Source organism: Stanieria cyanosphaera PCC 7437, from assembly GCF_000317575.1.
Classification (GTDB): domain Bacteria; phylum Cyanobacteriota; class Cyanobacteriia; order Cyanobacteriales; family Xenococcaceae; genus Stanieria; species Stanieria cyanosphaera.
Genome location: NC_019748.1, coordinates 3,390,738 through 3,412,817 on the forward strand (window position 1 = coordinate 3,390,738; position 22,080 = coordinate 3,412,817).

The 22,080-nt window shown below is 34.2% G+C and carries 25 protein-coding genes; 10 read left to right on the forward strand and 15 right to left on the reverse strand.

Going from position 1 to position 22,080, the window contains the following annotated elements:
• The first annotated feature begins 14 nt into the window (after positions 1-14).
• The 3 genes from STA7437_RS14630 (at position 15) to STA7437_RS14640 (ending at position 4,627) form a co-directional block, all read left to right on the forward strand.
• Positions 15-1,499 (forward strand): MBOAT family O-acyltransferase, encoded by a 1,485-nt coding sequence (locus STA7437_RS14630; protein ID WP_015194167.1) that lies wholly within the window; start codon positions 15-17, stop codon positions 1,497-1,499.
• Between the two features lie 32 nt (positions 1,500-1,531).
• Complete coding sequence (locus STA7437_RS14635) at positions 1,532-2,758, forward strand: hypothetical protein (RefSeq protein ID WP_015194168.1); 1,227 nt, start codon at positions 1,532-1,534, stop codon at positions 2,756-2,758.
• Between the two features lie 270 nt (positions 2,759-3,028).
• A complete protein-coding gene (locus STA7437_RS14640; RefSeq protein WP_015194169.1) occupies positions 3,029-4,627 on the forward strand; it encodes a TolC family protein in 1,599 nt (532 codons plus the stop codon).
• A gap of 168 nt (positions 4,628-4,795) precedes the next feature.
• Here the strand turns inward: STA7437_RS14640 and STA7437_RS14645 are convergent, their stop codons facing one another.
• From STA7437_RS14645 to STA7437_RS14655, 3 genes are all read right to left on the reverse strand, one after another.
• Positions 4,796-5,113 carry a hypothetical protein gene (locus STA7437_RS14645; RefSeq protein WP_015194170.1) on the reverse strand — a complete coding sequence of 106 codons (318 nt, stop codon included), beginning with the start codon at positions 5,111-5,113 and terminating at the stop codon, positions 4,796-4,798.
• A gap of 72 nt (positions 5,114-5,185) precedes the next feature.
• Positions 5,186-6,652 (reverse strand): DASH family cryptochrome, encoded by a 1,467-nt coding sequence (locus STA7437_RS14650; protein ID WP_015194171.1) that lies wholly within the window; start codon positions 6,650-6,652, stop codon positions 5,186-5,188.
• Between the two features lie 489 nt (positions 6,653-7,141).
• Positions 7,142-7,468, reverse strand: a complete 327-nt coding sequence (locus tag STA7437_RS14655) for a hypothetical protein (RefSeq protein ID WP_015194172.1) — start codon at positions 7,466-7,468, stop codon at positions 7,142-7,144.
• Positions 7,469-7,528: 60 nt separating this feature from the next.
• Between STA7437_RS14655 and STA7437_RS14660 the strand changes: the two genes are divergently transcribed.
• On the forward strand, positions 7,529-8,152 hold the full coding sequence (locus tag STA7437_RS14660; protein WP_015194173.1) for a DUF938 domain-containing protein: 624 nt from the start codon (positions 7,529-7,531) through the stop codon (positions 8,150-8,152).
• Positions 8,153-8,171: 19 nt separating this feature from the next.
• On the opposite strand, the gene STA7437_RS14665 is transcribed toward STA7437_RS14660, so the two are convergent.
• The 3 genes from STA7437_RS14665 to STA7437_RS14675 all read right to left on the reverse strand — a co-directional run bounded on the left by STA7437_RS14665 (position 8,172) and on the right by STA7437_RS14675 (position 11,337).
• Positions 8,172-8,738, reverse strand: a complete 567-nt coding sequence (locus STA7437_RS14665; RefSeq protein ID WP_015194174.1) for a hypothetical protein — start codon at positions 8,736-8,738, stop codon at positions 8,172-8,174.
• Between the two features lie 175 nt (positions 8,739-8,913).
• Positions 8,914-10,623: an urease subunit alpha gene (gene ureC, locus STA7437_RS14670; RefSeq protein ID WP_015194175.1), complete on the reverse strand. Its 1,710-nt coding sequence runs from the start codon at positions 10,621-10,623 to the stop codon at positions 8,914-8,916.
• A gap of 117 nt (positions 10,624-10,740) precedes the next feature.
• Positions 10,741-11,337: a hypothetical protein gene (locus tag STA7437_RS14675; RefSeq protein ID WP_015194176.1), complete on the reverse strand. Its 597-nt coding sequence runs from the start codon at positions 11,335-11,337 to the stop codon at positions 10,741-10,743.
• A 301-nt stretch (positions 11,338-11,638) separates the two neighbouring features.
• Here STA7437_RS14675 and STA7437_RS14680 point away from each other — a divergent pair, with 301 nt between their 5' ends.
• Positions 11,639-12,022 carry a DUF4346 domain-containing protein gene (locus STA7437_RS14680; protein WP_015194177.1) on the forward strand — a complete coding sequence of 128 codons (384 nt, stop codon included), beginning with the start codon at positions 11,639-11,641 and terminating at the stop codon, positions 12,020-12,022.
• Positions 12,023-12,145: 123 nt separating this feature from the next.
• On the opposite strand, the gene STA7437_RS14685 is transcribed toward STA7437_RS14680, so the two are convergent.
• The gene (locus STA7437_RS14685) at positions 12,146-12,496 is read right to left on the reverse strand and encodes a winged helix-turn-helix transcriptional regulator (protein WP_041620053.1); all 351 of its coding nucleotides are present in this window, start codon (positions 12,494-12,496) and stop codon (positions 12,146-12,148) included.
• Between the two features lie 191 nt (positions 12,497-12,687).
• On the opposite strand from STA7437_RS14685, the gene STA7437_RS14690 reads away from it, so the two are divergent.
• A complete protein-coding gene (locus tag STA7437_RS14690) occupies positions 12,688-13,524 on the forward strand; it encodes an alpha/beta fold hydrolase (protein ID WP_015194179.1) in 837 nt (278 codons plus the stop codon).
• Between the two features lie 146 nt (positions 13,525-13,670).
• The gene (locus STA7437_RS14695) at positions 13,671-14,429 is read left to right on the forward strand and encodes a flavodoxin family protein (RefSeq protein ID WP_015194180.1); all 759 of its coding nucleotides are present in this window, start codon (positions 13,671-13,673) and stop codon (positions 14,427-14,429) included.
• 304 nt (positions 14,430-14,733) lie between these two features.
• On the opposite strand, the gene STA7437_RS14700 is transcribed toward STA7437_RS14695, so the two are convergent.
• Complete coding sequence (locus STA7437_RS14700; protein WP_015194181.1) at positions 14,734-14,994, reverse strand: hemolysin XhlA family protein; 261 nt, start codon at positions 14,992-14,994, stop codon at positions 14,734-14,736.
• A 209-nt stretch (positions 14,995-15,203) separates the two neighbouring features.
• Positions 15,204-16,043, reverse strand: a complete 840-nt coding sequence (locus STA7437_RS14705) for a prohibitin family protein (RefSeq protein WP_015194182.1) — start codon at positions 16,041-16,043, stop codon at positions 15,204-15,206.
• A gap of 357 nt (positions 16,044-16,400) precedes the next feature.
• Between STA7437_RS14705 and STA7437_RS14710 the strand changes: the two genes are divergently transcribed.
• The 3 genes from STA7437_RS14710 to STA7437_RS14720 all read left to right on the forward strand — a co-directional run bounded on the left by STA7437_RS14710 (position 16,401) and on the right by STA7437_RS14720 (position 17,744).
• Complete coding sequence (locus STA7437_RS14710; RefSeq protein WP_015194183.1) at positions 16,401-16,601, forward strand: hypothetical protein; 201 nt, start codon at positions 16,401-16,403, stop codon at positions 16,599-16,601.
• Between the two features lie 15 nt (positions 16,602-16,616).
• Positions 16,617-17,231 (forward strand): hypothetical protein, encoded by a 615-nt coding sequence (locus STA7437_RS14715; RefSeq protein ID WP_015194184.1) that lies wholly within the window; start codon positions 16,617-16,619, stop codon positions 17,229-17,231.
• A gap of 84 nt (positions 17,232-17,315) precedes the next feature.
• The gene (locus STA7437_RS14720) at positions 17,316-17,744 is read left to right on the forward strand and encodes a heavy metal-responsive transcriptional regulator (protein ID WP_015194185.1); all 429 of its coding nucleotides are present in this window, start codon (positions 17,316-17,318) and stop codon (positions 17,742-17,744) included.
• Positions 17,745-17,751: 7 nt separating this feature from the next.
• Here STA7437_RS14720 and STA7437_RS14725 read toward each other — a convergent pair whose 3' ends face one another.
• The 6 genes from STA7437_RS14725 to STA7437_RS14745 all read right to left on the reverse strand — a co-directional run bounded on the left by STA7437_RS14725 (position 17,752) and on the right by STA7437_RS14745 (position 21,860).
• The gene (locus STA7437_RS14725) at positions 17,752-18,309 is read right to left on the reverse strand and encodes a 2'-5' RNA ligase family protein (RefSeq protein ID WP_015194186.1); all 558 of its coding nucleotides are present in this window, start codon (positions 18,307-18,309) and stop codon (positions 17,752-17,754) included.
• Between the two features lie 30 nt (positions 18,310-18,339).
• On the reverse strand, positions 18,340-18,792 hold the full coding sequence (locus STA7437_RS14730) for a hypothetical protein (RefSeq protein WP_015194187.1): 453 nt from the start codon (positions 18,790-18,792) through the stop codon (positions 18,340-18,342).
• A 323-nt stretch (positions 18,793-19,115) separates the two neighbouring features.
• Positions 19,116-19,238, reverse strand: coding sequence for a hypothetical protein (locus tag STA7437_RS27435; protein ID WP_281169217.1), 123 nt, complete (start codon positions 19,236-19,238; stop codon positions 19,116-19,118).
• Positions 19,239-19,348: 110 nt separating this feature from the next.
• Positions 19,349-19,558, reverse strand: coding sequence for a hypothetical protein (locus STA7437_RS25880; protein ID WP_083856863.1), 210 nt, complete (start codon positions 19,556-19,558; stop codon positions 19,349-19,351).
• 30 nt (positions 19,559-19,588) lie between these two features.
• Complete coding sequence (locus STA7437_RS14740; protein ID WP_015194188.1) at positions 19,589-21,091, reverse strand: trehalase family glycosidase; 1,503 nt, start codon at positions 21,089-21,091, stop codon at positions 19,589-19,591.
• A gap of 103 nt (positions 21,092-21,194) precedes the next feature.
• Positions 21,195-21,860, reverse strand: a complete 666-nt coding sequence (locus STA7437_RS14745) for a hypothetical protein (RefSeq protein WP_015194189.1) — start codon at positions 21,858-21,860, stop codon at positions 21,195-21,197.
• Between the last annotated feature and the right edge of the window lie 220 nt (positions 21,861-22,080).

The window sequence follows — 22,080 nt, forward strand, 5'->3', positions numbered from 1 at the left end:
GACTAATTTAAACCATGCTATTTAATTCTTACATTTTTATTTTTTTATTTTTACCTATAACTTTAATCGGGTTCTTTACTTTAGGTAAATTTAGGCTAATCTACGCAGCAAAACTTTGGTTATTAGTTTGCTCTTTATTTTTCTATGGTTATTGGAATCCGTCCTATTTATTATTAATGATGATTTCTATCGTATTTAATCATCAGATGGGGAGAGTAATTAGTTTAGTACCCTTAAAAAGTAAACAAGCTACAATTTTACTTTGGATTGGGTTAATTATTAATTTAGTTTTTATTGGTTATTATAAATACGCTAATTTTTTTGTAGCAACAGTTAATAACTTATTTACCAGTAATATTTTCTTAAACGAAATTATTTTACCTTTAGGTATCTCTTTTTATACTTTTACTCAAATGGCGTACTTAGTTGATGCTTATCGAGGGGAAATTAAAGGAGAAACAAACTATGACTTGATTACTTACAGCCTATTTGTAGTATTTTTTCCACAACTAGTAGCTGGTCCTATTTTACGCCATGATGAACTAATTCCTCAATTATATAAACTTAAAAATTTTATTTTTTCTCATAAAAACTTTGCCTATGGATTGACTTTGTTTAGTTTAGGTCTTTCTAAAAAAGTATTAATAGCTGATAATATTTCTCCTTGGGTAGCTACTGTATTCGACCATGCTAGCGAAATTACTTTTATTGAAGCTTGGGTAGGAGGATTAAGTTATACTTTTCAGCTTTATTTTGATTTTTCTGGTTATTCAGATATGGCAATTGGTTTAGGTTTAATGTTTAATATTAAACTACCAATTAATTTTAATTCTCCTTATAAAGCAAGTTCGATTAGCGATTTTTGGCGACGCTGGCATATTACTTTATCTAATTTATTAAGAGATTATTTATACATTCCTCTGGGTGGAAATCGGAAAGGAACTATTCGCCAATATCTAAATCTTCTCACGACAATGTTATTAGGTGGCTTGTGGCATGGTGCAGGTTGGAATTATGTTGTATGGGGTGGATTACATGGATTTTATTTATCAATTAATCATTGGTGGCGCAAACAACAAAAACCTTTACCTCAATTTTTAGGCTGGAGTCTTACTTTTGTTGCTGTTATTTTTAGTTGGGTATTGTTTAGAGCTAAAAATATTCATGAAGGTGCAGAAATTATTGAAACCATGATTGGTTTTAAAGGAGTTGTTTTACCAGGTGAACCTAATGGAAAACTTGCTATTCTTAATAGTTTTGGTATTGAACTCAGACGTTGGAATCAATTAAACTATCTACCTTTAGCTTATGGCAGTAAAACAAACAGTATTTTTATATTAATTGGTTTAACTTTGTGGGTAAAAATATTACCTAATCCTCAAGAATTATTGCAACAATTTAAACCTAATTGGTGGTGGGCGATTGGTGTAGGTTTTTCTGCAAGTTTATGTTTATTATCTCTCAATCGGGTATCTGAATTTCTTTATTTTCAGTTCTAAACTTTATAATTATTACTACAAAATTAATTAATATGACTACTTCAGGTTTATCGGATTCTTTCGATTCAGAATCTAAATATACAAAAATTAAAGCTTCTAAAACTAGAAAAAAATATAGTTATTTGATTTATAATTTTTTATTTTTTGGTTTTGTTTCTGTTCCAATGCTTTCGGTAGGATTATTTAATTGGATAATCGATCCTTACGATATTTTTAATACACCCAATTATTTAGGTATTAATCACGAAAAAATTAAAAAAGATAATAACGATAGGCTATTTAAAGCTGCTGATATCATCAGAATTAAACCTAAAATTATTTTGGCAGGTTCTTCTAGAACTAAACAAGGATTAAATCCAGAACATCCAGTATTTGAGCATCAGCAATCAGTTTATAACCTAGCTATTAATGGACCTAATTTTTATGAAGTCAGAAGATATATTGAACACGCTGTTGCTAATCAGCCAGATTTAAAAGAAATTGTTTTAGGTATTGACTTTTTTATGTTTAATAACCGTCTTGCCAATCAACCTAGTTTTTCAGAACAACGGTTAGAAAAAAAACAGTTTATTGCTTCTGATATGATTAATGCTCTTTTTTCATTAGATACTTTTGATATCAGTAGAAAGACTATGGATGCGAGTCAGCAAACTCCTGATTTAAATAATTATTATGGTGAAAATGGATTTATGCCAAATCGTAATGCTAATGATGGTAAAACTGATTGGAGGTTTGAACAATCAATTAATCTATATTTCACTCTACATTCTGATTATCAATTTTCTGACAAATATTGGTCTGATTTTGCACAATTAGTAGAATTATGCCAACAGAATAATATAGAGCTTAAAGTTTTTATTTCTCCTGCTCATGCTACTGATTTAGAATCTATTCGACTCACCCAACAATGGGAAACTTTTGAGCAGTGGAAACGCAAATTAGTACAATTAATACCTGTTTGGGATTTTTCTTGCTATAACAGCGTTACCACTGAAGCTATCGCCCCAACAATGAGTAATTATGTTGATAACTCTCACTATAATCCTAATATTGGTAATTTGATTTTAAATCGGATTTTTGACTACCAAACTGAACAAATTCCCCAAGATTTTGGTGTATTAATAACAACAAAAAATATTGAACAACATCTAGAGCAAATTAGAAGCGATCGCAAACGTTGGGCAAACAACCATCCAGATGAAATTAAATTAGTTGAAGAGATTAAATCCCAACTAGAAAACTCAAAACTATCAAAGTAAAAAACGAAACAATATATTTGTATTTTTAACAATAATTAAATCGTTATAAATATTTATTACTTTTGTGTAAATTATAAAAATTATAATTGATTTCTGATTTATAAAAAAAATAGTTAAAAAGAAGCTTGCCAATTTAAAGATAGTGGTATTTTGGCAAACTGCTCCTCCAAGATTCGATTAAACTGGTGTTGTGGAAACAATCAAAGCAATTTATTTTTCTAAAAAACTTTTCTGGAAAAATTAAGAAGTGAGGAGCGGACAATACTTATTATGACAATTAGAACTGTTGTTACCAGTGCAGCCATTATTCTTTGCTATGGAAATATAGCTGCTGCTAAAGATTTGCCGAATCTAAGTAAAACTGACAATTTATTAGATACCATTAAATTCGATTCCAAACAGCTAAACAACTTAATTCCTCTAAAAAGTAAACAACTAGAGAATGGTTCAAAATTGATACCTTTAGAAATTGTTCAGGCAGTAGAATCTAAACCTCAAGCCGAACCAAACTTCAATGTCGAACAGCTTGAACCTAGTGCTAATCCTTTACAGTTTCCTACTCAACCACAAGAAGTACAAATTAACACTCAAAAACCAATTACACTTCAACAAGCAATTGAATTAGCAATTAAAAACAATCAAGATTTACAAGAGTCGAAACTAAATCTAGAACGTTCTCAAGAAGAATTACGAGAAGCTCGGGCTGCACTTTATCCAACTCTCGATACTCAACTTGATCTTTCTCGCTCTCAATCTGCTGGCTCGGAAAGATCTATAGACTTAGCTCGTCAACAAGGAAGTGGTTTGATTGATGAAGAAAGTACTACTGAGTCTGTCAATGGAACATTAAGTCTTAGCTATAACATCTATACAGGAGGAAGAAGAGGAGCCGATATCGAACGAGCTACAAGACAAGTTCGTTTCAATGAATTAGATTTAGAAAGAATTACTTTTGAAGTACGGTTTGAAACTGCTAGAGACTACTATAATTTACAAAATGCCGACGCTCAAGTTGAAATTGAACAAGCAGCCGTAGAAGACGCACAACAAACCCTTAAAGATGCTCAATTACTTGAACAAGCAGGATTAGGTACAAGGTTTGATGTGTTACGTGCAGAAGTAGAATTAGCCAATGCTCAACAAAGACTAACAAGGGCTGAAGCTGACCAAAGCACCAGTAGAAGACAATTAACAGAAACTCTTAGTGTAGGACAACAAGTCGAACTCCAAACTGCTGACGAAATTGAGCCAGCGGGTAATTGGGAACTATCTTTACCAGAAACCATTGTGCTGGCATACAAAAATCGTGCTGAGTTAGAGCAATTTTTGGTACGCAGAGAAATCAATCAAAAACAAAGACAAATTGCTTTGTCTACTATTAGACCACAAGTAAGCGTATTTGCTAATTATGATGTTTTGGATATTTTTGATGATGATGTTGATTTAACCGATGGTTATACGATAGGCACTAGATTACAGTGGAGTTTATTTGATGGTGGTGCAGCTACCGCTAGAGCCAGACAATCGGAAACAGATATCCAAATAGATGAAACTCAGTTTGCTAATCAACGCAATCAAATTCGGTTTCAAGTAGAACAAGGTTATTACAATCTTACGGCGAGTAAAGAAAATATTACTACTTCTGAAAAAGCAGTGCAATTAGCAGAAGAAAGTTTGAGATTAGCAAGATTACGTTTCCAAGCTGGAGTAGGAACACAAACAGATGTAATTCAAGCCCAAAGTGAATTGACTACTGCCAGAGGTAATTATCTCCGAGCAATTATTGATTATAATCAATCTCTCAATCAATTAGAGAGAGCAGTTACTAACTTGCCAGAAGGCAAATTATTTGATCTGCCATCTAATTAATTATTTTTTTATTTTAATTATGAGATAGTAAGGGAGAAATTGCAGCTTGCATTTTTCCCTTATTTTTTAGGTTTTGAACTACAATACTTGCTTAAAGTAATAAGGGTAAATTAAAATCCCACTTCTTACAAAAGTATTTTGTTAAGCTTTTTTGAAAGTTCAAAAACATTAGCTTCTTTGTCGTTTCAGGGAAACCGTTAATTGAAATCCTAGAGCATCAAGTAAATCAATTAATTTATAGATTGCACCAGCATTTTCTGTAACAAATAACTGTTTTAACTTTTCGTAATGTTGCTGGGCTTCCTCTGAAAGATTATTCCTTTGACAGCGAGATTCAATTAAGTCCTCAAGTGCATTCGGTAGCAGTTGATAAGTTTGAAAATTTTCTTCTAAAGCAAAGCTTAGGTATTTAGCTGCTTTTTCCGCATCTTCCAAAGAATCAATTAAATCATCAATCCAGCTAGTTTTAGTTGGTAACTTCACCATACTTATTTGCAGTAAAGACTTTAAAGATAATAACGATAAATAACTAACCGCTATTTGTTAATCAGTTATAACTTACTCGCGATTTATCGCATTGTTGTAAATCTTTTCATTTGCTTTAACAGATTTAAAAAAATCTACAACTGGATACGGATAGTCTGTTCCTAGTCTGATTTGATAACGTTTTTGTTCCTCAGAAGTAAGTTTCCAAGGTTCATGAATTTTACTTCCTGGAATTAAAGCTAGTTCTGGTAACCAATGTCTAAGATAATCTCCTTTGGGGTCATAATATTTTGATTGTTTAGGAATATTAAAATAACGAAAGCCACGAGCATCATTACCTACTCCAGCAGTATAGTTCCAATTACCCCAATTACTACAAACATCATAGTCAACTAGCAAAGATTCAAACCATTCTGCTCCTATTTGCCAATTGATTCCTAAATTTTTAGTCAAGAAACTAGCAACATTTTGTCTACCACGATTAGACATAAAACCTGTGGCAGCTAATTCTCGCATATTGGCATCGACTAAAGGATAACCTGTTTTTCCTTCTTGCCACAAATTAAATCTTTTCCAGTCTTCTTTCCAGGGAATATCAATACCTTGTAAACCAGATTGATAGAAAATTTTGTTACCGTGTTTAGCACAAATAAAATGAAAAAAGTCTCGCCAAATTAATTCAAAAATTAGCCAATAAGTAGAATCGTTTTTAATTCTTTTTGTTTCGTATTTTTGGACTTGTTCATAAATATAGCGAGGAGAAATACAACCTCTAGCAAGCCAAGGAGAAAATTTAGAAGAATAGTTTGCTCCTAACATTCCGTTTCTAGTTTCTTTATATTCTTTTAAACAATCTAATTGCCAAAAATATTGATTCAATCTTGTTAAAGCTTCCGTTTCTCCACCTTTAAAGTTTAAAACTGCTCGTTTATCAAAAATAGGTGTGGTTAAACCTAAATCAGATATTTGAGGAATTTGTCCTAATTCTATGGATGGTAATGATGGTAATTCTTTGGGAGTTGGTAAAGGGTTTTCTATCGTAGATTTTGCTTCAACTTGCTTACGAAAATTAGTATATAATTCGGGAATTTGTGAAATTTCAAAGGGTAAATCTTCGGTGAGATATAAAGTTGCTCCCCAAAAAGAGTTTACTTGAATTTTTAGTTTTTGTAATTCTTGTTTTAAAGCTTGTTCTACTTTAAGTTCTTCTGCGGTTACTTCTTGATGATAATAAACAGAATCTATCTTTAATTTTTGAGCAAGATGAGGAATAATTTGTTCTGGAAAACCCCAATAAATAATTAAGTCACTACCTAGTTTTTGAAGTGATTTTTTTAAATCAGCAACAGATTCTAGTAAAAATTGGGCGCGATAATTGCCAGTTTTTGGAAAACCAAAAGAAGTTTGCTTAAACTCTCTTTGATCAAAACAATATACAGGAATAATTTGAGCTTGTTCTTGAACAGCTTGGTAAATTGGTTTGTGGTCGTGAAGGCGGAGATCGTTACGAAACCAAATCAAAATTCGTTGTTTTGACATAATTAATTCAAGTTTGATTGAGAGTAAATAGTAGTAAGTTTTAAGAGCAAATGATCAACGATATAATTCAGCAAAGCTTAGATTACAATAAGTTAAAAATATCTTGCCTATTCGTTCAAAAAAAAATTTAATTATAGAATCGATAAATAATTTAGATTGACAAAGTTATTGCTCTCAACAAAAAAGAAGCAATTTCCTTTTTCCACAACAAAAGAAAAACAATTCGCAGTAGAATTAATTAATTTATCTAATTAAGACCAAAGTAAGACTAAAGCTATTTTAAGACAGATGTTGTTCGAGCATCCTAATCAATTTATTAAATGGTATTATGAACAAGCAACAAATTAATGTGTATCTCAAAGAATTTTTTTACCTTACTCAAAAAAGTTTTAGTTGGATTATTTTACTTTATTAATTCAACTTGCTTGATTTAAAAATGGTTCTAAACGATTTGATCTAAGTCATTAATATATTTAGATTTTAATTACATTAAATAGAAAAATGATAGCTAGTATGTGCGCCATTAGGATATAAAAAAGTACAAATTACTGAAGTTTCGGGATTATATTTAATAATTAAATCTTGTAAACCTGCTTCCTTCCAATCACTGACCATATTAGGTAATATACTGATAGGTTTAAAAACCATTTGCCAATCTTCTAAACTGGAACTATTATTTTCTGATTGCCGTAAAATAATAACTGTTCCTTTTTCTTCAAATTCAGAATAGCTTCGTTTTGCGATCGCGATTATTCGTTCAGCATTCGCTTCAATAACTTTAATTTGTTCTTCTTTACTTTCTAAAGGTTCAGACATCCTCTCAACTGCTTGGTAAACACAAACTTTATTAATATAAAATATATTTGCCTAAAAAACATGGACGCTAGACAATATGCACCCGCAACCCAACGCAACCGCGAACCAATTTTAGCAGTATTATCGCGAGTATTACCTCCCCAAGGTAATATTTTAGAGCTTGCTAGCGGAACAGGCGAACATTCAGTTTTTTTTGCACCTTTTTTTGCACCTCGTCAATGGTATCCTTCCGATCCCAATCCTTTTTTAAGAGACAGTATTGAAGCTTGGCGAAATTATCATTCTATAGACAACTTACATTCTCCTTTTGATATTGATGTTTGTGAGTCTAAATGGCAAATAGAAGAACAAGGAATTGCAGTTCAAGCAATTGTTAATATTAATATGATTCATATTTCTCCCTGGCAAGCTTGTCTCGGTTTGATGAGTGGTGCAGGTAGGATTTTACCAATGGATGGTATTTTATACTTGTATGGTCCTTATAAACAAAAGGGAGAACATACCGCAGAAAGTAATCGTAGTTTTGATGAATCTTTACGTCGGCAAAACCCTGAATGGGGAGTTAGAAATTTAGAAGATGTAGCAAGAATAGCTAAATCTGAAGGTTTAGAGTTACAAGAAGTTGTTACGATGCCAGCTAATAATTTGTCGGTAATTTTTAAAAAATCACAAGTTAAGATTTAAAACTAATTTTTTAATCTAATCAAAATTCTCTTAGAGATTTTTCTAGATCGCCAGGAGCAAAAATAATATTTAATAAATTAGTAGCATGAATAGAAGCAAAATGTGCCGTAGCCCAGGCAGGAATGATACTAAAATACCAAAGTAGAGAAAATAATTTAAAAAATAACCAGATTACAATTAACCAAAAACAAATATAAGGGATAAGAGTTTGGAAAATAATATAACAACTGCCCCAAAGCAGATCTACTAAAATATTATTGATTACTAAATTACCTTGACCTGTTTTTTGTTGATTAATTCTCTGCTGTTTTCTGAGATTAAGGAAATAATAAAAATTACTGTGATTAGCAATTAGTTGTTTAGCAAATAATCCTGCACTACCGTAACTACATAAAAAAATTAAACTTTGTTGAGGATTTTGCCAATATCGAGCTAAAAATTTAAATAAGTTTTCAACGATTTGAATAGACTGATTTTGAATATTATTTAATAATAAAGTTGCTGTATAATCACCTAGATAAAAACCGACATAAATACCAACAATAATAGAACTAATATAGCTTAGTGCATAAAGACATCGAAACATTCTAAACTATCGTTAATTAAAGAATAATTGCTATTATAATTTTTGTTAAAAAAAATGATGTGATCTTGAATCAGCTTATTTAGTAACTTATTAAGGCTTTTTATTAATCGGAACTGAATAAGTACTAAGCTTTTTTTAAAGTAGAGATAATTCTGACATTATCCCTACCATTAAATCAAAACAGAAAATAACGTTGTGCCATTGGTAATTCTGTAGCGGGTTCGCAAGTTAACAGTTCCCCATCTGCCCTGACTTCATAGGTTTCTGAATCGACTTCGATATTAGGAGTTGCATCGTTTAGTTTGAGATCTGCCTTACTAAGATTGCGAGTATTAGACACAGCTACCGCAGGAGTTTGTAAACCAATTTGTTCGGGAATACCTGCCTCAATCGCAGCTTGAGAGACAAAAGTAAGAGAAGTCGCACCAATTGCACCACCAAAACTACCAAACATCGGACGCATATGAACAGGTTCGGGAGTCGGAATACTAGCATTAGGATCGCCCATTTGTGACCAAGCAATCAACCCTCCTTTAATCACTAGTTCTGGTTTAACGCCAAAAAAGGCTGGTTTCCAAAGACATAAATCCGCTAGTTTTCCTGCTTCAACTGAACCAACATAATTGGAAATGCCATGAGCGATCGCTGGATTGATGGTATATTTGGCGATATATCTTTTGGCACGGAAATTATCATTTTCTGCCGAATCTTCAGCGAGATGTCCTCGTTGTACCTTCATTTTGTGGGCGGTTTGCCAAGTCCGAATAATTACTTCTCCTACTCTTCCCATCGCTTGAGAGTCGGAAGAAATCATACTAAATGCGCCAAGATCGTGCAAAATATCTTCTGCTGCAATAGTTTCTCTGCGAATTCTTGATTCTGCAAAAGCTACATCTTCAGGAATGCTTTTATCGAGGTGATGGCAAACCATCAGCATATCTAAGTGTTCTTCTAAAGTATTAGCTGTATAGGGACGAGTAGGGTTGGTAGAAGAAGGCAAAACGTTCGCTTGTCCACAGACTTTAATAATATCTGGTGCGTGTCCACCGCCAGCCCCTTCAGTATGATAAGTATGAATCACACGATTTTTAAAGGCTGCAATGGTATCTTCAACAAAACCAGCCTCGTTAAGGGTATCGGTATGAATTGCTACTTGAATATCATATTGATCCGCCACACTTAAACAAGTATCGATCGCAGCAGGAGTTGTTCCCCAGTCTTCATGCAATTTTAACCCCATTACTCCTGCTTGAATCTGTTCGATTAAACCTTCAGGTTTGCTACTATTTCCTTTACCTAAAAAACCCAAATTCATCGGGAAAGCATCCGCCGATTGCAACATCCGCCAGATATTCCATGCCCCAGGAGTACAAGTAGTAGCATTAGTACCTGTAGCAGGCCCCGTACCACCCCCAATCATCGTAGTGACACCAGACGCGATCGCAGTTTCGATCTGTTGGGGACAAATAAAATGAATGTGGCTATCAATTCCCCCTGCGGTAAGAATATGCCCTTCCCCTGCTAAAATCTCCGTTGCAGGACCAATAATAATATCTACATTGTCTTGAATATAAGGATTTCCAGCTTTACCGATTTTAAAAATCTTACCGTCTTTAATACCAACATCCCCTTTAACAATGCCCCACCAATCTAAAATCAGGGCATTAGTAATTACTAGATCTACCGCCCCTTCTTCTCTAGAAATCGGAGATTGTCCCATGCCATCACGAATTACCTTACCACCGCCGAATTTTACCTCATCACCATAATTAGTAAAATCCCGTTCAACTTCAATAATTAGTTCTGTATCTGCTAATCTAACGCGATCGCCCGTAGTTGGACCAAAAGTTTCTGCATAGGCACGGCGATCCATCCGATAACTCATAAAAACAATTCCTAGTTCTAAATATATTTAGATTAATCGCAGGTATTGCTTTTGTTAATTCTCAAGCAGAATATATTAAGATTTTAGGAAAATGTAGCTAAATAGGCGATCGCTCATTTAATTATTGGCAATCGGAACGCCTGTAAAAGCTTCTGTATTAGGAACATAAATATCAATTACACTAACACTATCGGGAACATTTAACCAAACATAAGCATCTGCCGAAGCTTGACCTTCAATTGCCATCAGTTTCAAATTTACACTAGGAGTTGCTTTATCAGATTGTGCCTTATAAGTCTCACCAGTAGCAGGATCGCGAGCAGTAGTACTACTAAAATAAATACTTTTTGTAATCAATCCAGCTTCATTTTCCGTTCCAGGTTTTAAGCGAATTCTCATTTGTATATTAACCTTACCAGTTTGTCCAGGAACACGATTAACCTTAAGCAATTCTATTTGAGCTAAATTACTCAAAGAATTACGCACAAATTGCCCTGGTTGAACTCCTGAAATATTATTAGCTGCCGAAGTTATAGGATTAGAAATTGGGTTAGGATTTGTAGTTGAGTTGGTTGAAGTAGCTGTATTTTTAATAGTCGCGATCGCGCTATTTAGTTTTTGTTGTAAACTTTGGATTTGAATAAAATTAAAACCACTGACAATTAAAGCTAAGAAAGAAGCTAAAACCGCCATACCAGAAAAGAAATTGCTCATATTAGAGTATTTAAGAAGTAAAACTAAAGAGTTTGATTTAAAACAACAATAATGTTTTGCTGCCGTTTGAATCACTCAAGTAGTTCAAATATATTTAATTAAATTGTAATTTTATAGTATTTAACCAAACTACACCAATCAAAAAATTTTTTTGAGCTTAAAGATTGGATTGTGATTCCAAATAAGACTCAACTTGATTTACAAAAATTAGTTTGATTAAAATGCACTCTCTTTGAGCTATAGAAACAAGGATTGCTACAATAAAAAACTTGAAAGATAAAAAAGAAAATATTACAAGATTATGAAACAAACTGTTACAGATTTTAAAGCGATCGACGATCAATTATCCAAACGTCATATCGACCTCGATCCAGGAGGCTACTATATTATTTATCTAGACCGAGAACAAGGCTTAATTTGTGCCAAACACTTTACCAATATTATTAACGAAAAAGGTTTAGCCGTAGACCCCGAAACAGGTAAAGTAATTGCTGCTAGAGGTAAAGTTAATCGAACCTCAGAAACTATTTTTACTGCTAGAACAGCCAAAGAACTTTGTGTCAAAATCATTGAAGATGACAAATCTTGTCCCATCACAATGCTAGATCATGCAGCTTATCTAGGACGAGAATTTATGCGGGCAGAATACGCTCTCATTTCTGGAGAAGAATACATTCAAGATTAATTTTGAAGATTTTTTAATGTATTAGACTTGTTGCGAAATAAAAATTACCAATTTTTAGAGGTCTTAAAGTGACTATGTTGTTACAAGGGTAGTGTAGCAAGAGCGTTGATACACTACCATGCTCTAGAGGCGACTTTGGCAATATTCTTCTAAATCATCAATAATATCCAGAATTTCAATGAACCGAGAGCCAAAGACAGTCAAATTATACTCCACGCGGGGCGGAATTTCAGGATAAGCAACTTTCTCGACAATACCAAAGTTGACGAGATCTACTAATCGCTCATTCAAAACCTTAGTTATCAATCCCTCAGTTGCACGAGTCATTGCTCCTGAGCGGTTGATACCTTGACGAATTAAGCGTAAAACTTCCAGCATCCATTTACAACCAAGAGTATGCTCCACGATATAAGCCACAGTTGGTTGAGAAGCAGAGATTTTTTTTGGCAAGCTACGGGATTGTGATGACTGCATTTGCGACTGAACAGTAACTACCTTACTAAATGGTGCTGACTTGCGGGACAAGAGAGAACCACTATACATTGAGTGGTTCTGATAAATCATTATAAGAATCTGAAAGAAACCGAGCATCAGAAATCATTACAATTAAGTTAAATCAAACGAGAATCCGATGCAGCATTCAGCAGCATTCAGAGGAGATTGCAATGTCTTACGTTACTGTCGGTCAAGAAAATTCTGCAACCATTGATCTCTACTACGAAGATCTTGGAACAGGTCAACCGATTGTTCTCATTCATGGATTTCCACTCAATGGGCATTCCTGGGAAAAGCAGGTTTTAGTACTGCTAAATGCGGGGTATCGAGTAATTACCTACGATCGCCGAGGATTTGGTGCTTCTAGCCAACCCTCATTTGGCTATGACTACGATACCTTTGCAGCAGATTTGAAAGTGCTGATGACTGAACTTGACTTGCATGATGCTGTGCTGGTCGGGTTTTCAATGGGAACGGGCGAAGTCACGCGCTATCTCGGCAAGTATGGCTCAGAGCGCGTGCAGAAAGCCGTACTGATAGCTCCAGTACCCCCCTTCTTACTGAAGACAGATGATAATCCCGAAGGCGTTGACCAAAGCGTTTTCGATGGCATTATGAAAGCGATCGTCGAAGACCGTCCAGCCTACTTTTCTGCATTTTTCAGAGAATTCTTCAATGTGGATGTGCTGCTGGGCGAACGCATCAGCAACTATGCCATTCAAGCCAGTTGGAATGTGGCAGCAGGAGCTTCTGCTAAGGGAACGTTGGATTGTGTACCCTCCTGGCTCACCGATTTCCGCGATGATTTGCCCCGCATTGATGTCCCAACCCTGATCATTCATGGTGATGCCGATCGCATTTTGCCACTTGAGTCCACCGCAGCAAGACTTCCGAAGCTGATTAAAAACAGTCAACTTGTTGTCATTCCAGGTGGTCCGCACGCTATCAATTGGACTCATGCCGATCGGGTCAACCCCGCGTTGCTGGACTTTCTTCAGCAGAAATAATCAGTAATCTGCCGCATTTCTAACTTGTGAAAAAACTCTGTAATTCATCAGTTGAGTCAGGCTCACACGCGAGGGCGTGTCTGCAAACTAAGTATTGAATCTGAGAAGTATTAAATTATTTTTACACTCAAAAAATTTGGACAACAATGTCAAAACAGCTAAAACAAATAACTGAAAATCAGTGTCAAAATGCACCAGCAAAATATGACGATCTCAAGGTTCTTTTTTTGAACTGCACTCTGAATAGAACTCCTATTTTATCTCATACTGAGGGTGTAATTGATATTGCTAAAAATATATTTGAAGCCAATGGAGTTCAAACTAAAGTCATGCGACCTGTAGATTGCGAAATACCAGCAGGACTTGGGCTAGATATGTCCCAAACAGATGAATGGAATCGAGACGATTGGCCCATAATTCAAAAAGAAATTGATGAAACTGATATTTTGGTATTGTGTACCTCAGTTTGGCTTGGAGAAAAAAGTTCTGTTTGTAATCGAGTTTTAGAAAGAATGTACGGTTACACTCATGTTTTAAACGAAAAAGGACAATATCGAGATTATGGCAAAGTCGGTGCAACCTTAATCACTGGTAACGAAGATGGTATTAAACATTGTGCTATGAATATTTTATTTTCTCTTTCTCATATTGGTTATACAATTCCACCACAAGCTGATGCAGGATGGCTAGGAGAAGTCGGTCCTGGTCCTTCTTATCTAGATCCTGGTTCTGGTGGCCCTGAAAACGATTTTACCAACAGAAATACAACTTTCTTAGCTTGGAACTGTATGCATTTGGCAAGAATGTTGAAAGATAATGGCGGAATTCCCGCTCACGGAAACCAACCTGAAGTTTGGGATGCAGGTTGTAAGAGTGATTTTAAAAACCCAGAACACAAAGTATAGGGAGTTTTATCCTCAAAAGAAGACCTGAGTAATAAGTTGCGATCGCTCCAAATTATTAAATAAACAGTACAAAGACTCAATCGTTTTTTTAGGAGTTAAAAATGAACAACGAAACTATTAACCATCTCATTCACGATCGCAATGTACGAGGTCAAACACAAACAGGCTCACGGGGTAACAAGAGAGCTTAAAAGTAGTCACAGCATAAAATGTAGCTAATTAATATTAGTTGTCATCGCTCAACAAACCTGACACTTCTGTTGTATGGATGGGCTAAAAAAATTAATCCCCAGTTGTAAGAAAATTAAGGATTAGAAAGTACAGACCGCCCGATAGCGACGATCAAACCACCGACGGCAGTAAACAAGATACCGATTAACGTCCAGATTTGCGCTTTTTGTGAGCCTTTGATTTCTTTAATATCTTCAACAGTGCCGTCAAGTTTCGTTTCTACTTTAGTCAGCCTTAGATTTATATCAGTAACATCTTTTTGGAGATTATCTAGTTTTCCATCTAATTTGTTGAGAATTTCTTTGAGGTCTGACTCTATCTGTATGTTACTCATTAGTTATAATTAATCTAGGTTTTTTTTACTTGAGGAAGTTTTGCGAATGTCAGTTCGGCACGCTTCCTTTTTAGTTTAATTAATTATTCCATTGCATTTTCAGATCAACTTAGATGCAGAGATATTAAGTATTTAAAATTAATTAATCCATTAGTATTACCACGCCTGATCCAATTGAGAACGGCTTGATCTTGCTTCAGAGATTAACTTTATTCTACTTGTCCTAAATTAAACAAAAAAGGAACGTTACTTTTAGAATCACTATCCATTACTAGAACTTTCGGCATTTGCGCTCCTCCTTGTCGCCAAGCTTCAATCGCTTCTTTTTGCAAAACTAATTGTCCTCCTTGAGCTTTGAGAGTTTCAGCTAAAAGTCTTTGGGCTTCAGCTTTCCCTTTGGCACGATTGATTTCTGCTTGAGCTTGTTGTTCGGCTTCTTTTGCCACATAAACAGCCCTTCTCGCTTTTTGTTCAGCTATCTGTTTTTCTTCGACTGCCTTAGCAAATTCAGTAGAAAAAGTTAAATCCACAACACTTGTATCGAGAACAATGATGCCGTATTTTTCCAAACGAGAACCAAGCGCATTATCAAAATCTTCTTTTAGTTCACTTCTTTGGGTAATAGCTTCTTCTACTGTTCTTCGTGCTGCTGCGATTTTAAAAGATTCTTGAGTTTGGGGAGCAATAATTTTAGCAACAATATTTTGTAGCGTGCCTTGTTTTCTTCTAATTTCTACAATTCTCATCGGATCGAGACGAAAGTTAATCGCAAATCTAGCTTTCAAATCTTGTAAATCTTTTGTAGAACTTTCCGCAGGAACTTCAAATTTTTGCACAGTTACGTCATAGATATCCACGTTAGAAACTAAAGGAGGTTTGACATGAAGTCCTTCCAATAACGCTCCATTTTGAGCTTTGCCTAAAATCCTAAGAACTCCTGCTTGACCTGGATTTATAATTACAAAAGAATTAAAGGCAATCAAAACAATTAAAGCAACAATAATTCCACCAAGTAATGGCTGCCAACTGTTGGATGAGTTAGTATTCAAGCTCTTATCTCCTATTTTTATATATACCGAGTTTTAATTACTTGCTATTCTATCTATTGCATAATTAAGAACCTAAAATAAGGTTGAGATTAGATGTTCGATAGAGAAGAACTAGCTCATAGTAAATCTGTCAACCTTCCACCAAAATTTCCTAATTTATTCCCGAAAGACTTACCAAAAAGGATTAATCGTTCAAAACTGATTTATGATAGTGGGAAGTGGAGAGAAATTCTGCCTAACTTATAAAAACGTACTGCTTCAGGTATTTATAATTTTGTTGCTCAAGAAGGAATTATCTTTATCCGTAGGGCTAATGCTAAAGTAGGAAATAGCCTGATTAGTCATATTGATCTAGCGATGGGGAGAGAAGTTGACTATGCAGGAAGACTCTATTTTTCGGGTCGTACAAACCGTGGAATTCTTCGTAAGTGGACTAATGAATCTGGTCACTATCGTCCTCCTGCAAAATTTAAAAGTATGGCTGGTCTACCTGAAAATCTATTTCAATCTGGTCAGTTTGACAGTTTGATCAGTATAGGTGTTTCTCCTCATCAATAAATCAAGAGAAATATCATGAATAGTGATTTAGAATTTAACAAAAATAATTTTCAAAATCTGATTAACACATCAGAAGAGGCTAAGTTTAATGAAGTTTGTGCTTTGCTAAAGCAAGACCTTCTCAAGGCTTTGAAAGTTGCGAGTTCGACTTTTAAAAGTAAAAAATACTTAAAAAATTTGTTGGAACAAGGTTTAGCAACTGCTAATGCAAGCGAGATTGAAATATGGCTTAAGTATCTTATTCCTCGTCTTGGATTTCGCTCTGTCATCAATATTCTTGAAGATAAAATTGTACATCAGCCACGGCAGGTCAAGAACGCTTTATATTGGCTGCCAAAATTCTTAAAGAATCAAAATGAGAAAGAATTGAATTTACTCAAAAATCTGGAGAAAAAAATGCTAGGAGAAGAATATAAAGTTGTTTCTCAATCAGGAAAAACTTACAAATTAATTCTCAGAATCAAAAGTACTGGTGAATATGCAGTGTTTGGGGGCTATCAATTAGGTAGTCATGGTTCAGGAGTTATTGCTGAGATCCTAGATTCACAAAATTTGTATCCTACCAGCGGAGTTAAGTTAGTATCACCAGGAGATTTAGAAATCCTGAATCCTCAGCCCTACAATGATTAAAATTAAGTTTAATAAGTATTTATTTATACAAAATACTAAACAGCTATACTACAGTCACTTATATGTACTTTATGAAATGTCAAAATGTCTAACCTAACTCAAGAAGCCGTAGAGTTGCTAAAAATTGGTGAGTTACAAAATCGTACTGGAGTTTCGATTAAAACTATTCGTTATTATGAACAACTAGGTTTAATCAAGGCAGTAACTAGAACCGAAGGTGGATTTAGATTATTTAATGTTGAGACAATTCACCGTCTAGCTTTGATCAAACGCGCTCAAAGTTTGGGTTTAAGTTTACAAGAAATTAGTGATATTTTAACTATACGCGATCGCGGTTCTCTTCCTTGCGATCAAGTTAAACAGCAACTTCAAAATAAAGTTAATCAAATCGAACAACGAATTCAAGAGTTACAGTTATTAAAAGCTCAATTAATCTCGTTAATAAAAAATACTGAAAATTTACCTCACGAAGTTACTGAAGGAGTTATTTGTCCCATTATTGAGCAATTTTAAAACTAAATCACCCCGCTAACAAAAACTCTCGATATATTTCCCAACAGCTACCATTATGGGTAAGAAGAGTTAAGTTAGATACAGTAAATTCAAAATAAATTTTTTGATCCTTAAATTCTTCCCAAGCTTGATAGAAATTAGTTTTAGTTAAATCTTTAAATCCAACCGTCATGTGAGGAGCAAAAGGACGACTTTTAGCAGCCCGATGTACAATGCCCAAAGTAGATTCTAAATGATTTGTTAACTTAGTTTGAATTGTTAATAATTCTGGAGTTTTCAGCACATTTACATAAATAACTCGTGGACGAAACGCGCTAAAACCATCCAAAATCATAGGCATAGTCGATTCCGATTTAACAAATTCTGCTAATTTTTTTTCTAAAACTGGTAAGTTATCTTTTTCCAGGTGAAAAGGTGCCTGCAAAGTTACATGAGGTGGAGATTTTAAAGCAGCTTTACTATTATAAATCTTAGCAAAATGTTGTTTAATTTCTGTAACTACTGTTTGTATTTCTGCTGGAGGTAGTAAAGCAATAAAATATAATTGTTTAGTCTGATTTACCACATTTGATAATTTTTATAGTTTAATTAATATTTATTTTACTTCGATGGTTTCTACATCTTCAATAGGTTGTTTGTTGTGCATTAATATTTCATGTTTATTAGTATTTAGTTGAATTTTAATTTCATTCATTCCAGGTTTTAGTTCTGATAAATAATACCAATTGTCATAAATCCGAGTAATTTTTTCTCCATTAACATATAAATGAGCGTGTCCTTCATCAAGTGTACCTTCTTGATTAATTTTCTGAGGCGCAAATTGAAAATTAGTTGTTTTAATTTCTAAATTCCATCCCTGTTTAGCATCTTCATGCACAATTAAATCTACCCCAGGAATGGGTTGATTATCAGGAATATTAACCATTTCATGATGCATTTGTTCTTGAGCATAATTTTGATTCTCTTGCTCATGGGCTAGTAGACGATTACTATGACTGGTAAGTAATAAACTAACAGAGGCAGTAATAAGTAACAGTATCTTGTTCATAAATCTTGCTTTATTTTGCTTGTCATTTTATCTGTAGCAAAATTTACCTGATACTCAATCTCACCGTCAAAAGACAGACTGTCAAACTTGTAATTTTATTAAAATTTTAATTCTATAAAAGTCTTTTTCTCTAGTAAATCAGTTTAGGAATCTGCTATATTACGTTGTTAATCTTGACTATTTTTCAAGATCAATTGTGAGCTTTAAGTTATAGTTAAATATGTTAATTTCAATCAGAATTGTGTATTGAGAAAATATTTAAATACACAATCAAAACTTTAATCAATACAAATTTAAGAGTTAGTATAATCAACCAACCAATCTCAGCCTCTTAATTTGGCTATTTTTAAGGAAAATTTTTCTCCAGTCTTTAACAAAATATATTCATCACCAGAATCAGTTTGACTAACATCAGCAATTAACTGATTTCTTAAATCTATTCCCAAAATTTTTCCTGCTTCTTCCCACCAAATTAAACAAGGATTTTTAAAGCGAGGATCATCTAAATATTCATCTTTCCAATCAAAGGGTTTCCACTGATTATTAAGAGCTTTAATTAAAGTGGAGTTAGGAAAAATTGTTCTTGTTTTTGTTGTTTATATTTGCAATAAGAAATTACTGCTTGAAAAGCTGATTCTAGACCATAAGAACAATTAATTATTGCCTCTTGGACATCTTCATGGAAAAAGTCTACACCAAGATATTGAAGTGCAGATTTATATCTATCATAAATTTCTTTTGTTATTTCATCTAATTCATTTAACATACCAGTAAAAATTTAACTCTTGATGTAGCTCTACAAATCTAAAATTTTCAACAACTCTAAAACTACTCCATTTGTCCAACCAAAACCAATTTCATTAGAACTATAACCAAAAAAGATTTCATCAGAAACATTAGAAGAACATTCACAAACGTCGTATTTTTCAACTAAAGTTCCATATTTTGTAAATTCCTGAACTGTCATAGTTAAAAACTTGCGCGCAATGCGTTTAGCCTCTTCTTCATAACCGTAGCGCAGCAACCCTTCTACAGCGATCAAATTTAATGGAGCCCAACCAAAAGGCGCATCCCATTGATTTCCACTGACATGAGTACTGGTAAGAATTCCTCCTGCTTCTTCAAATTTATCTAAATTTTGCCAGACTCGTTGTGCTTGTTCGGCAGAAGCTATCCCTGCCCACAGTGGATAAAAGGTAGTAGCGTATTCGTATTGTCTTCGTTTGCCTGTACGGAAATTGTAGTCAAAATAAAGTCCAGCTTCTTGATCCCATAAAAATTGATTAATTCGCTTCTGACGTAAAGAAGCACGATCGCGCCATTGAGTTGCTGCCCCTGAATACCCTAAAATATCGTTAATTCTGGCAGTATCTGCTTCCATTTGATAAAGCAAGACGTTGAGACAAACTGGTGCGTAGTGAATGATATCTATACTAAAAGGTCCAAAGCGATTGCTAATATCAAATCCAGATTCTCGCATTGAGCGATCGCCTTGATAAAATAATTCAGTTAATTCATCAGTATCACGATTATAATACAAGTTGACATCATAATCATCGAATTTAAACTGACGATAATATTCTTTAACGCGGTCGTAATGAGTTCTTCCCTGTTCGTCTAATTCTGACATCACAACTTCTGGGGCGGGACCTTTGCCTAAAGCTGCATAATGGGATAATCCTGTAGTGGGGTTAAGATGGGGCGGTACATTCCAGTAATAATAATAACTTTCGATGGTTGGTAACATCGACTGTAACCATTGTCGGTCTTGAGTGTATTCATAAACTTTTAGAATGGCACGAGTAAAAATTGGTGGTTGCGATCGCGTTAATAAATAGGTACGATTAGCATTGAGAATGGTTCCGTAATGCTCGATTTCATAAGCTAACTGTTCCACCATACTTTTGGCTAATTCGATTTCTTTGTCTTGCAGCAGCCCTAAAATAATAAAGTAGCTATCCCAACCATACATTTCATTAAACCGTCCGCCAGGAACGACATAAGGATGGGGCAGATAGAGTAAACCGTGTTCTGTAACTGCTTCTGGTTCGGCTGGTAAAATCCGTAGTTCGAGTTTAGCTAATTCTTCTCTAGATAGTATTTGTTGTAAAGATGTTTTGATGCGCTCAAGATCTTCTTGAGGTGAAACATAAACTAACCAAGGTCGATTTCCATCATGATCGATTTTCGGGTCTTTTGCTGCTACTAAAAGATCTTTTTGAGAACGAGTTAAAGTTTTCCAGGTTTGTTTAATATAAGTTTTTACTGCTTTTATTTGGGTTGGGTTGGGAAAATCCATAATTTAGTTAATTGTTAATGGTTGATTGTTGGTCGCTACGCGCACCTTCGGTGAGGTTGATTATTCATCCCTCATAATTAGTAATTACTAACTGTTAATCAATTTAACTATTACTTTCTTGTAATTTATAGCTATTTTCTGGTAGAGATGGACGCAAACATAGATAAATTAAAGTCCCAAACAAAGGAACTACAGCTATGAGCCAAAACAACCAATTATAATTAATATTTCTTCTACTGAGATCGTCTTTAACTAAAGTAGGCAATAACAATACTAATAAACAAAAATCCAAACTCATCACATGAATAAATTTACTAGTTTGCCACTGGTAAATAAAATCTGACCAATTGCCATAAATTAAACCAAAACTCAGTAGCACGATCGCAGCTATAATTAAAATAATTCCAGTTAGACGAGCATCAACAATTTTGATGAAAAGATTTTTATCTCCCTGCCAAGTAGGATTAGATTGGCGCAAAGCTAAATAAGGAAGTAAAGCAAAAGCACCTACTCCCAAAGAAGCGATTGCAAAAGGTGCAGCTTTAATTTTTTGTCCATCGCCATCAATAAACAAAAAACAAGCATAAATCCCTGGTAAAACTCCCATGAGATTAAACAAAGCGATCACTAAAGGATTGATGTTATCCCAATTACCCGTAGAAAGATTAACAATCAAATCAAAAGTATTCGGTTGAGTAGCAGGAGCAAACAAAAAGGCATAACTCACAAAAGTTAGCCAAATTAATCCAAAAACAATTTTTCTCGACATAATCTAGTTAATTTAAGTCATGCATATTTATATAAAGAAAGATAACAAATCTTTAATTAAACTGTTATTGATGAAGCTATACGGTAGTTTCCTAAATTATTGACAACTGAGCAGTAGAACCAAAAAAAACGTGTCTGTTGTTACTAAAAATGAGAAGATAGAAATTCTACCTGAAGTGCGATCGCTATAGGGATTGTTAACGATAAGATCGAGAATAAGT